The organism is Candidatus Poriferisocius sp., assembly GCF_965208475.1.
Classification (GTDB): Bacteria; Actinomycetota; Acidimicrobiia; order Acidimicrobiales; family Bin134; genus Poriferisocius.
Map to the genome: position 1 here is coordinate 1,535,885 of NZ_OZ242338.1, position 11,794 is coordinate 1,547,678.

Genomic DNA, 11,794 nt, shown 5'->3' on the forward strand with positions numbered 1-11,794 from the left:
CATTGGCGGAATGAACGTTGATTCCCTGCTGACTGAGGCCGCTTGCCGCCTGGCTGGCGGGATTACGAACCCGGTGTTTGGAGGTAGCAGGTGAACTCGTCCGGCTTGTGGTCTGGATACATGTATTCGCAGGTGTAGAACGGCGATCCATTTCCCCCGTCGTCGAGTTGATCGTAAGCCTCGAAGAACTCGCCGGCATTCTCCATCCAATTGTCCGGCTTGAAGATCGCCGGGTAGGCCATACCCTTATCTCCGGCCTTTTCACAGTTGTTGGTACACGTCTTATTCGCTTGTTCCCGAGCAGTTAGGTCGGTGTTGCGAGTGACCATTACCGGCGTGACCGTAGCCGTCGTATCGCCGTCCGAATCGGTACTGGTAGTGTACGTGCTCGTGGCTGTGGGCGCCGTGTTTCCGCCCGAAGCACTGTAGTCCCTTCCAGGCTCACCATACTTTGAATCATACGTGTTGCAGTCATTGGCGGTTTCGCCGCACGACTGCCACGGGGTTGGCTTCTCCGGCGGTTCGGTGGGCTTCACGTAGCCGTCGGGCGGATTGGGGTTCACGTAGTCGGAGTAGGCTTTCCGGGCCGCATCTCGAGCCAGGACCTCCCTGTTGTATGCTTCCCATGCCTTGTTGACGGCGAAGATATCGGGCACTGTCTGGCGCGTTGTCTCCCAGGCATCTGTGGTCTCGTTGTACGTCACGACTGAGCGCTCGACCATCGGCAACGGCTTTTGCGGCTCGTTGATGCCGGGCGGCATGGTGGTGTACCCGAGCGGGTTCGTACTGCCCTTGCAGAGTTCGCTGCGATTCGGTCTTATCTGCACAGTGATCTTCCGTTGCATCTGGGGATCAGTAGGATCAACAATCTCGACTGACACAAGGGGCAGAATGTCGGCCGAACAGATTGGGATGCCTTCCGCATTCACCCATGGATCGGCGACATCCGAGTCAGGCAGGCCGGTGTCAGCCTCCTGGGCGGCGGCGGGCGAGATCAGCAGCACCGCCAAGAACAGCGCCACCGTCGCTGTGATCAACGCAGATGATTTGTGCCCTATCGATGAGGATGTGCGGGGGGACAGCGGTACCATCTTGAACTCCCTATGTCGTGTGCCAGTCCTGCATACGAAACTTCAGTGTTCCGTATACAGGCTGCTGTTCTTGTGACCACGGTAGCGGAGTTCTGATACGTCGCACAAGAGCTTCAAGCCCAAAGACGCTGCTGAGAGGGCCAAGGCTGCTGGGGCGGGCCGCAACGCCGACGCGGACTTCCGGCGCGCCAAGCGTCGCCTCCAGCAAATGGTGCAAGAACCGCAAACACCTAGATCAGATGTCGAAAGCGGCGAGAACCTGATCGGCGGCGGCGGCGGCGGCCACTTGGCCGGCTGCCACCTGTTGCTCTAGTAGATCGGCGATGTTGGCCACTTCAGGGGAGGACTTGAGGTGGTCTCGGATGCGGTCGTCCACCATGGCCCACATCCAGCGCACCTGCTGGCCGGCCCGTTGGTCAGCGAGCTCACCGGAGTCGGCCAGCACCTTAAAGTAAGCCTGGACTTGGGTCCACACCTGGTCGAGCCCGGTGCCCTCGATGGCGCTGACTGCCAGCACGGGGGGAACCCAGCTGGGATTGGCCGGGGCGGTCAGGGACAGCGCCGCCCGGTAGTCCCGCACCGCACGCTGGGCGGCGATCTCGTTGCCGCCATCGGCTTTGTTCACCACCAAGGCGTCGGCCAGCTCCAGCACTCCCTTCTTGATGCCCTGGAGCTCATCGCCAGCGCCCGGCAGCATCAACACCAAGAAGAAGTCCACCATGTCGGCCACCGCGGTCTCCGACTGACCCACGCCCACGGTCTCCACCAGCACCACGTCGAATCCGGCCGCCTCCACCACCGCCATGGTCTCCCGGGTGGTGCGGGTCACCCCGCCCAGCGATCCCGAGGAAGGCGACGGCCGAATGTACGCGGAGTCGTCTATGGCCAGGTTGGGCATTCGGGTCTTGTCGCCGAGAATGCTGCCCCCCGATACCGACGAGGACGGGTCAACCGCCAGCACGGCCACCCGGTGTCCTTGTGAGGTGAGGAAGGTTCCCAACGCGTCGATGAAAGTGGACTTGCCCACCCCGGGCACACCGGTGATTCCCACCCGTCGAGCTCCACCGGTGTGGGGCAGAAGCCGATTCAGCAGCTCGGTGGCCGCCACCCGGTCCTCGGGTCGGGTGCTCTCTACCAGGGTGACCCCCCGGCCCAGCCAGGTGCGATCGGCGGCCAGCACCCCCTCGACGCAAGCGTCGAGGTCGATCACTGACGCTCGTCCAAAGCGACCAACAGCTCCAGGGCGGCATCAGCGATAACTGTGCCCGGCCCAAAGATCGCCTCCGCCCCCGCAGCCCGCAGTTCGTCGTGGTCGCTGGGCGGGATCACCCCGCCGACCACGATCATGATGTCGCCCCGTCCCAGCTGCTTCAGCTCAGCCCGCAGCTCGGGCACCAGAGTCAAATGCCCAGCGGCCAGCGACGAAGCCCCCACCATGTGTACATCGGCCTCCACCGCCTGGCGGGCCACCTCGGCCGGGGTCTGGAACAGTGGCCCGACGTCCACGTCGAAGCCGAGGTCGGCAAATGCGGTTGCGATGACTTTCTGGCCTCGGTCGTGGCCGTCTTGGCCCATCTTGGCCACCAGTATGCGGGGTCTGCGCCCGATTCGGGACGCGAAACCAGCTACCGCTTCCCTCACCTCGCCGGTGCCGCCGCCGTTGTCGTCGCTTTGTCCCATTTCTGATTGGTATACCCCGGAGATGGTGCGGATCCGGGGCGCGTGGCGACCATACACCTTCTCCAGCGCGTCGCTGATCTCCCCCACCGTGGCCCGAGCCCGGGCCGCGTCGACCGCCAAGGCCAGCAGGTTGGAATCCCGACTGCCGACTGGGCGCCCGGCCCCCGCGGCAAGCGCGTCCAAGGCGCGTCCGCAGGCGTCGTTGTCCCGCTCGGCCCGCAGCCGCTCCAGCCGGGCGATCTGGGAGGCCCGCACTTCGGCGTTGTCCACTTTCAGCACCTCGATGCCCTCTTCGCCGCCCACCTGATAGCGGTTCACGCCAACCACCGTCTGGACGCCGGAGTCAATCCGGGCCTGGGTGCGAGCGGCGGCCTCCTCGATGCGCATCTTGGGGATACCGGCCTCGATGGCCTCAGCCATGCCGCCCGCGGCCTCCACCTCGCTGATGTGCTCCCACGCCCGCTGAGCCAGGTCGTGGGTGAGCCGCTCCACGTAATAGGAGCCGCCCCAGGGATCGGCCACCCGGCAGGTGCCCGACTCGTGCTGCAACAGGAGCTGGGTGTTGCGGGCGATCCGGGCCGAGAAGTCTGTGGGCAGGGCCAGCGCTTCATCCAGGGCATTGGTGTGCAGCGACTGGGTGTGTCCCTGGGTGGCGGCCATGGCCTCGATGGTGGTGCGGACCACGTTGTTGAATACATCTTGGGCGGTGAGGCTCCACCCCGAGGTCTGGCTGTGGGTGCGAAGCGAAAGTGACCGGGGGTTGGCCGGATCAAAAGGCCGCATCAGCTTGGCCCACAGCAGGCGGGCGGCCCGCAGCTTGGCCACCTCCATGAAGAAGTTCATGCCGATGCACCAGAAGAAGCTGAGCCGGGGGGCGAAGGCGTCGATGTCCAGACCGGACTCCAGGCCTGCCCTCACGTATTCCACGCCGTCGGCCAGGGTGTAGGCCAGCTCCAGATCAAGGGTGGCCCCGGCCTCTTGCATGTGGTAGCCGGAGATGGAGATGGAGTTGAACTTGGGCATGTTGGCCGAGGTGAAGGCGAATATGTCAGAGATGATCCGCATCGACGGCACCGGCGGGTAGATGAAGGTGTTGCGGACCATGAACTCCTTCAAGATGTCGTTTTGAATGGTCCCACCCAGCTTCTGGGGCTCTACCCCCTGCTCCTCTCCAGCCACTATGTACATCGCCATGATCGGCAACACCGCGCCGTTCATGGTCATCGACACGGTCATCTGGTCCAGCGGAATGCCGTCGAACAGGATCTGCATGTCGGCGATGGAGTCGATGGCCACCCCGGCCATGCCCACATCCCCGCTCACCCGCTGGTTGTCGGAGTCGTAGCCGCGATGGGTGGCCAGGTCGAAGGCCACCGACAAGCCCTTCTGGCCAGCAGCCAGGTTGCGCCGGTAGAAGGCGTTGGAATCCTCGGCGGTGGAGAACCCGGCGTACTGGCGGATGGTCCACGGCTGGGTGGCGTACATGGTGGCGTAGGGACCCCGCAGGTAGGGCTCCAGCCCGGGGTAGGTGTCACAGAAATCCAGCGGCGCCCGATCCTCGGCGGTGTACAGGCGGCGCACGTCGAATCCCTCCGGCGTGGCCCAAGTCAGTCGGTCAGGGGCCTCTCCAGACTGCTCGGCCACCAGATCGGCCCAACTCGCTCCGTTTGCGCTGGGCGCCGGTTCGCCATAGAGGTCCACCCCGGTGAAATCTGGGATGGTCACAGGCCCAGCCTTTCGTGGAGGAATCGGAGGGCGGCTATTGCGTCACACCCCATGTAAATGCAGCCATCGGCCCCCCATCGGTCATCAGGGCGTCCGGCGAGGAGCACATAGCCGCATCCGGCTTCTTTGAGGGCGGCCACCGCGGCAGCGGCATTTTCCTGGTACACCTCATCCGACGAGCACACCACGGCGATGAGCGAGCCCGAGGCTGCCCAGGCTGCGACCGCTTCTTCTGGGGTGTCAAAGCCGTCGTTTCCCAGAACACCGATGCCGCCAGCAGCCAGCAGGTTGGCGGCAAACGCCGCCCGGGCGCTGTGGACCGCCATCGGCCCTAGATTGGCCAAGAACGCGGTTGGGCGAGATGGGGCGGCATCGGCGGCATCCCGCAATGCCTCAAACGGCTCTGCCAGCCGGCGAAGACCGGGAACCCCCTTCATCGGCGGCCTCTCCACCTCTGGCTCGTCCAAGTCGGGGAACTCGCTTATCCCGGTGAGCGGCAGACGGCGGGTGGCCACATCGCGGCTACGGGCCGCGTGGGCCGCTTCGATGCACTCGGTTAGATTCGCACCCGCTTCCAGTTCCTGAAACAAGCCCCAAGCGGTGGCCGCCAGGGCATCGGTCAGCGACTCGGCGTAGTAGGAACCGCCGGCAGGGTCGATCACCTGATCAATGTGGGACTCCTCTCGCAGCAAGAGCTGCGTGTTGCGAGCGATCCGCAAACCCAGCGGGTCGGGCGCCCCGATGGCCGCGTCGTACGGGCTCACGGTGATGGCGTCGGCACCACCCGCCGCGGCGGCGAAACAGGCCACTGTGGTGCGGATCAAGTTCACCCACGGGTCGCGGCGGCTCATCATGGCCCCGGCGGTCACCGCGTGCTGGCGTTGCACGGCGGGCTCGATGCCGCACACCTGGGTCACCCGAGCCCACAGCCTGCGGGCAGCCCGCAGCTTGGCCATGGTCAAGAACTGGTCAACCCCGGCGGCGTAGCGGAACTCCAGCTTGGCCGCAGCTTCCCCCAAATCGATGCCTGCGTCCTCACAGGCCCGCAGATAGGCCACCCCGTGGGCCAGCGAGCCGGCCAGCTCTTGGGCTTCGCTGGCGCCTTGGTCGGCCAACCGCGCCCCATTGGCCACCGCGGCCACCACGTCGGGATAGTCCAGCGACCGGCTCACCGCCGCCCCCACCCTGGGATCGGCGGCATCAGCCCCGAACCCTCCTCTGGCTTCAGCCGGGGTCACACCCCTTCGCCCCCACAGGCCGACCAGGGCATCGGCGGCCTCGCTTCCCGGACCAAGCATGACCGGCACCGAATCGGGAACTCCCCGAAGCAGCCTGTCGATCTCATCGACGCTGCTTGAACCGTCGACCAGCAGTTCGATGGCATCCACGCCCCCGTCGAGGTCGGCGAGTACGGCCTCATTGCCGGTGGCAGGGGCATGGGCCTGTCGAACCTGCCACGCGCCGCCGGCAGCCCTGCTGCCCCGAGTGAACGGCGCCACGCCGGGCAGGCTGGGATCGCCCGCGTGGTCGGCACCGGTGTAGAGCGGCTGAATTGCAATGCCGTCATAGGTGGTGTGAACCAGCTTCTTGTCGAATGGCGCCCCCCGCAGCACCTGCTCAACCAGCGCCATCCACTGGTCCCGCCCCGCCAGGTCGAAATCCCCGGCCAAGCTCATCACGGCATCGCTCACAGCCGCGATGATACGCGTAGCCCCCCCGGCGAACCCGCTTTGGAAAGCCAAGACCCAGTGAGGGTCTGGGTGTTCTGCCGCCAGGTGCCCCCGGCGAACCCGCCTTGAAAAGCCAAGACCCAGTGGGCCATTGGCTACCGCAACTTGTTGCCGATAACCGGCGAGAAGGAAACTCATTGGGTTCCTCCCCCATCCCACCCCCTTCCAAAATCGAGGTAGCGACATGGCAGACCTGCCGTTCAAGGCGTTCGACGCCGACAACCACTACTACGAGGCCACCGACGCCTTCATCCGACACATCGACCCGGCCATGAATAAGCGCTGCATGCAGTGGGCCACCATCGACGGCAAAGAGCGCTTGCTGGTGGCGGGCAAGGTCAACCGCTTCATACCCAACCCCACGTTCGACCCGGTGTCCAAGCCGGGGGCGCTTCAAGACTTTTTCCGGGGCCGCAACAAAGACGGGGTGGACGTGAAGACCATGTTCGGCGAGCTAGACCCCATCTCTGAACGGCCCGAGTACCGGGACCGCGACAAGCGCCTGGAGTTGATGGACGCTCAGAACATCGAAGCCGCCCTGTTCTTCCCCACATTGGGCGTGGGCATGGAGCAGTCACTGCGCCACGACCCTCCGGCCGTGGTCGCCGCCTTCACCGCATTCAACCGGTGGCTGGCCGAAGATTGGGGATTCGCCTACCAAGAGCGCATATTCGCCGCCCCAGTGATCTCGATGATCGACGTGGACTGGGCGGTATCCGAAGTGGAGTGGGCCTTGGCCAACGATGCCCGCATGGTGGTGATGGTGCCCGGGCCGGTGCCCACTCCCGACGGAGGCGACCGCTCGCCGGGCATGCCCCACTACGACCCGGTGTGGGCCCGCATCGCCGAGGCCGGAATAACCGTGGGAATGCACGGCGGAGACGGTGGCCTGCACGACTACAACGAGCGGTGGGAGCCCACCGCCGACTTCCAGTCGTTCCGCACCTCCACGTTCAAGCAGATCACCGGCCACGACCGCCAGATCTTCGACACCATGGCCGCCCTGGTATGCCATGGCCTCTACGACCGCCACCCCAATCTGCGGATTGCCTGCATCGAGAACGGGGGCATGTTCGCCCCCCGGCTGGTGGAGGAGCTGAAGATCGCCTACGGCAAGATGCCCCAGGAGTTCCGCACCGATCCGGTGGAGCAATTCGTGAACCACGTCTGGGTGTCGCCCTACTACGAGGACGACATCGACCTGATCAAAGAGACGATGGGCGCCGACCACATGCTGTTCGGCTCCGACTACCCCCACGCCGAGGGGCTGGAGGTGCCCACCGACTTCATCTACGACATCCCCAACTTCACCGACGCCGAGGCCAAGGCCATGATGCGGGACAACGCGTGGGATGTGATCACTCCCCGCTCCGCACTGGCCGCCTGAGAGAGGAAGCACACCATGGCCATGCCCACAGACATCCCGATCATCGACACCATGATCGGGTTCCCCAAGCCCGACTTCTCCACCTACGACTTCATCCGGACCCAGACCAAAGACGCCCAGACATCGGAGGAGTTCGACTTCCCGGTTGAGTACATGTTCAAAGGCGTGCCGAAAGAGCTGTACGGCACCGATGACGACCCCGTTCAGGTAACGCTCAAGGAGATGGACCGGTTCAACATCGAGTTGGCCCTCATCTCCTGTGAGGACGAGTCCGGCCAACGGGCGCTGAAGACCCATCCCGAGCGCTTCATCGCCACCATGAGCGTCGACCCCAACGATGTGATGGGCCAGGTGCGGCGCATAGACCAGCTCCATAGGGAGTGGGGCGTGAAGGCGGTGGGGGCGTTTCCGGCGGGCTGCTTCCCCCAGGTGCCCATCGACGACGCCAAGTTCTATCCGGTCTACGCCAAGTGCGTGGAGCTGGATCTGCCCATCTTCGTGTGCGCCGGCGTGCCCGGCCCCCGGTTCCCGTTCTCTCCCCAGCACGTAGAGCGCATCGACCGGGTGATGTACGACTTCCCCGAGCTCACCTTCGTCACCCGCCACGGCTGCGAGCCGTGGGAGGACTTGGCCGTCAAGCTCATGCTGAAGTGGCCCGGGTTGCACTACTCCACCTCGGCGTTCGCCCCCAAGCACTACCCCGAGGCCATTATCCGCTACGCCAACACCCGGGGCGCGGAGAAGATCATCTACGCCGGCTACTTCCCCATGGGCCTGTCGTTGGAGCGGATCATGACCGACATGAAAGACGTGCCCTTCCGCGACAAGGTTTGGCCTGGCTTTTTGCGGGAGAACGCCCGCCGAGTTCTCAAGTTGGATTGAGCCACAGGAGACAGAACATGAGCGATCAGCGAGTAGAGCAGACCTGGGAGACACCCTCTTTGGAGGAGATCCCGGTCATAACGAAGATGCACGTGGAGGCCATGGAGTCGAGCGACGACCCCATGGTGTGGGCCCAAGTGGGCATGCACCATGTGCTTATCCGCACCATCGGCCGGCGCTCGGGCAAAGAGCACAAGGTGGCCTTGCCCTACTGGCGCGATCCCGATGGCCACCGCATTGTGGTGGCGTCTTTCGCCGGGGCCAAGGCCCACCCCTCGTGGTACTTCAACCTGGCCGACAAGGACTCCAACCCCGAGCTGCTGGTCACCGACGAAGGCCGGCAGTTCTGGGCGGTGGCCGACATCTGTGAGGGCGACGACTACCAGGCCACCTGGGAAGGCTTGGTGGCCGACCGGGCCTGGTATGCCGATTACCAGGCCAAAGCCCCCCATCGCCAGATCCCCCTGGTGCGGCTGGTGGAACAGCGCCCGGCATAGGTCAAAGGAGTTCAATCGTGACCGACCGACCAGTCCGCACCCTGCCGCCCGCGGGGGCTATCCAAGACGAGCGCGAGATCGAAGCCGTGCTCGAGGTGCTGCGCTCTGGCAACCTCAACATCGGCGAGAACGTGGCCCGCTTCGAAGACGAGGTGTCCACGATATTGGGCAAGGAACGAGGGGTGATGGTCAACTCCGGCTCCTCGGCGCTGCTGCTGGCTATCAGCCTGCTCGACTTGGAGCCCGGAGACGAGATCATCACCTCGGTGCTCACCTTCTCCACCGACGTGTCGTCCATCGTGCAGTTGGGCCTGGTTCCAGTTTTCGTCGACGTGGAGCCCGACACGTACCAGATCGATGTGAGCCGCATCGCTGAGATGATCGGACCCCGCACCAAGGCCATCATGACCCCCAACCTGATGGGCAACTGCCCCGATTGGGACGCAATCCGGGCCATCGCCGACGAGCACGGGCTGAAGGTGATCGAGGACTCCTGCGATGTGCTGGACACCCGGCTGCGGGGAACCCGGATCGGCGCCCGCAGCGACATCAGCCTGACCAGCTTCGCCATCTCCCACTCGCTCACCTGTGCGGGCAACGGCGGCATGGTGGCCATGGACGATCCCGAGCTGCACGACAAGTGCCTGACCCGGCGCCGCTGGGGGCGGCGCTCGGAGTCGTACCTGTATGGCTCCCGCAAAGGGCAGGACACCCGATGGGGCCCGTTGGACGACGGGACAATGTACGATCAGATCTTCATCTTCGACGACCTGGGCTACAACTTCGAGCCCTCTGAGCTGGGCGCGGCCTATGGACTGGTGCAGCTCTCCAAGCTCGAGGAGTTCAACGCCCGCCGCCGCCACGCCTTCGATCGCTACAACGACCTGCTGGTCAACCACACCGACAAGGTGATCCTTCCCCGCACAACGCCCGAGTTGGAGACCACTTGGATGCGCTACGGGTTCATCCTTCGGCCCGAGTCAGGTTACGACCGCACCGATGTGCAGAACTATCTCGAAGACCGAAACGTGCAGTCCCGTATGGTGTGGACCGGAAACATCCTCCGCCAACCCGGCTTCTCGGGCATCGAGCACCGGGGACCCGTCGATGGCTTTCCCCACGCCAACCTAGTGATGGACAACGCGCTGTGCATCCCCACCCACCACGGCATGGGGTCGGACGACGTCGGCTACGTGGTCGACACCCTCGCTGAGCTGTTCGGCGGCTAGCGCCCTGCGGAGCCGATTGCTCAGGTGCGGCCCAACTGGCCCATGTCGAAGTAGTCCGACCAGCGGGCAATCCGCCCGTCGCGTATTTCGAACACCCCGCACACCGGAAGAGCCACTTGGCCGTCGGCGGTGTTGATGTAGTCGGTCCGCTCGTTCAGCACGACATTGCCATTGGCCGCCTGATGGTGGGTTTCAAACGAGATGCCCCCGGAGGCGGGGAAAAATCCCTCCAAGAACGCCCGAATGGCCTCGGCCCCTTCTAGGGGATCCATTGGCACGTTGTGGTAGACGGCGTCGTCGTTGAAGTAGGCCATGAGCTCGTCGGCGTCGCCATTGGCCCACGCGGCGCAGAATTGGCTCACCAGCTCGCTGGGATCTGCCGGCAGATCAGCCATGGTCATTCTCCAGTCGTCGAAACCTGTTGTCGGAATGACCAGCTTGGCCTGCCGCAGGCCCACCTTGCCAAATGGCAAGGACCTTCTAGCGCACGGCTGTCACATGTGCTATCTTACAAAACAGTCCAGCTAGCCTGTTTTGGCATTTGACAGTAGGGGGGATCCCATGCGGACCAATGAGACCAAATCACTTCGAAGCTGGAGGCTTGTCGCCCTGCTCTTGGCTGTATTGGCGCTCGTCGCCGTCAGCTGCGGCAACGACGACGACTCCCGGGGCTCGCAGGAGACGATCACGATTGCAGTAAATGGATGGAACGGGGCTGCGGCGAACTCCGCGGTGGCCGCCCAGTTGCTTGAGAGTGAACTCGGATACGACGTTGCTCGGGTGGACATCGACGAGAACGCCCAGTGGCCAGCCATCAACATCGGCGACATCGACGTATCGCTCGAAATCTGGCCTTCTGGGCACGCCCAGGACATCGTCGACTTCATCGACAATCCAGATGCAAACATCGACAACGCTGGCTTGCTCGGACCTGTCGGCAAGATCGGCTGGTTCATCCCCACCTACATGGTGGACCAGTACCCGGAACTAGCTACTTGGGAGGGTTTCGCCAATCCTGAGCTAGCCGGGATGTTCGCCACCGCCGAGACCGGTGACCTCGGACAGTTCTTGGGCGGCGATCCAAGCTTCGTGCAGTTCGACGAGGCGATCATCAACAACCTAGGCCTGCCTCTCCAGGTGGTCTACGCCGGCTCCGAGGCCGCAATCCTGGCCGCGGTCGACTCGGCATACAGCCGTCAAGACCCGATCCTGGTCTACTTGTGGACGCCGCACTCGGCATTCAACAACTATGACCTCACCAATGTGCTCCTGCCCGAGTACACCGACGCATGCGGCGAGGCCGCGGCGAGCGCACCTGAAGATGTTGACTGCGACTACCCAGCAGACGTGCTGTTCAAGATCATCAGCAGCGACTTGGCTGAAAACGCCCCTGATGCCGATGCCTTCTTGCGGGCAATGAACTACACCAGCGCCGACCAGATCCAAATGCTGGCCGCTATCGAGAACGACGGTCAGTCGGTGGACGCTGCTGCGGCAGCGTGGATCGAGGACAACGAAAGCATCTGGAGCGCTTGGCTCCCCTCCTAAGCTCCAGCTGAGAACCGGTGTCGGC

At 64.2% G+C, this 11,794-nt stretch carries 10 protein-coding genes; 5 read left to right on the top strand and 5 right to left on the bottom strand.

What is annotated here, in order from left to right; genetic code table 11:
- Positions 1-62: 62 nt before the first annotated feature.
- The 4 genes from ACOGXA_RS07200 to ACOGXA_RS07215 all read right to left on the bottom strand — a co-directional run bounded on the left by ACOGXA_RS07200 (position 63) and on the right by ACOGXA_RS07215 (position 6,187).
- A complete protein-coding gene (locus tag ACOGXA_RS07200; protein ID WP_419926593.1) occupies positions 63-1,022 on the bottom strand; it encodes a hypothetical protein in 960 nt (319 codons plus the stop codon).
- Between the two features lie 304 nt (positions 1,023-1,326).
- Positions 1,327-2,301 (bottom strand): methylmalonyl Co-A mutase-associated GTPase MeaB, encoded by a 975-nt coding sequence (gene meaB, locus ACOGXA_RS07205; protein ID WP_419926594.1) that lies wholly within the window; start codon positions 2,299-2,301, stop codon positions 1,327-1,329.
- The gene (gene scpA / locus ACOGXA_RS07210) at positions 2,298-4,496 is read right to left on the bottom strand and encodes a methylmalonyl-CoA mutase (RefSeq protein WP_419926595.1); all 2,199 of its coding nucleotides are present in this window, start codon (positions 4,494-4,496) and stop codon (positions 2,298-2,300) included. The genes meaB and scpA overlap by 4 nt, the downstream gene beginning before the upstream one ends.
- Entirely contained in the window at positions 4,493-6,187 is a 1,695-nt protein-coding gene (locus tag ACOGXA_RS07215) for a methylmalonyl-CoA mutase family protein (protein ID WP_419926596.1), read from the bottom strand. Before ACOGXA_RS07215 ends, scpA begins: the two co-directional genes overlap by 4 nt.
- A 223-nt stretch (positions 6,188-6,410) precedes the next feature.
- Here ACOGXA_RS07215 and ACOGXA_RS07220 point away from each other — a divergent pair, with 223 nt between their 5' ends.
- Genes ACOGXA_RS07220 through ACOGXA_RS07235 form a run of 4 tightly spaced genes read left to right on the top strand, consistent with a single transcriptional unit; the run spans position 6,411 to position 10,221 of the window.
- Positions 6,411-7,613: an amidohydrolase family protein gene (locus ACOGXA_RS07220; RefSeq protein WP_419926597.1), complete on the top strand. Its 1,203-nt coding sequence runs from the start codon at positions 6,411-6,413 to the stop codon at positions 7,611-7,613.
- 15 nt (positions 7,614-7,628) lie between these two features.
- Positions 7,629-8,495 carry an amidohydrolase family protein gene (locus ACOGXA_RS07225; protein ID WP_419926598.1) on the top strand — a complete coding sequence of 289 codons (867 nt, stop codon included), beginning with the start codon at positions 7,629-7,631 and terminating at the stop codon, positions 8,493-8,495.
- A 17-nt stretch (positions 8,496-8,512) separates the two neighbouring features.
- Positions 8,513-8,992 carry a nitroreductase/quinone reductase family protein gene (locus tag ACOGXA_RS07230; RefSeq protein WP_419926599.1) on the top strand — a complete coding sequence of 160 codons (480 nt, stop codon included), beginning with the start codon at positions 8,513-8,515 and terminating at the stop codon, positions 8,990-8,992.
- Between the two features lie 17 nt (positions 8,993-9,009).
- The gene (locus ACOGXA_RS07235) at positions 9,010-10,221 is read left to right on the top strand and encodes a DegT/DnrJ/EryC1/StrS family aminotransferase (protein ID WP_419926600.1); all 1,212 of its coding nucleotides are present in this window, start codon (positions 9,010-9,012) and stop codon (positions 10,219-10,221) included.
- A gap of 20 nt (positions 10,222-10,241) precedes the next feature.
- Here ACOGXA_RS07235 and ACOGXA_RS07240 read toward each other — a convergent pair whose 3' ends face one another.
- The gene (locus tag ACOGXA_RS07240; RefSeq protein ID WP_419926601.1) at positions 10,242-10,694 is read right to left on the bottom strand and encodes a nuclear transport factor 2 family protein; all 453 of its coding nucleotides are present in this window, start codon (positions 10,692-10,694) and stop codon (positions 10,242-10,244) included.
- An 88-nt stretch (positions 10,695-10,782) separates the two neighbouring features.
- On the opposite strand from ACOGXA_RS07240, the gene ACOGXA_RS07245 reads away from it, so the two are divergent.
- The gene (locus ACOGXA_RS07245; RefSeq protein WP_419926602.1) at positions 10,783-11,769 is read left to right on the top strand and encodes a glycine betaine ABC transporter substrate-binding protein; all 987 of its coding nucleotides are present in this window, start codon (positions 10,783-10,785) and stop codon (positions 11,767-11,769) included.
- Positions 11,770-11,794 lie beyond the last annotated feature (25 nt).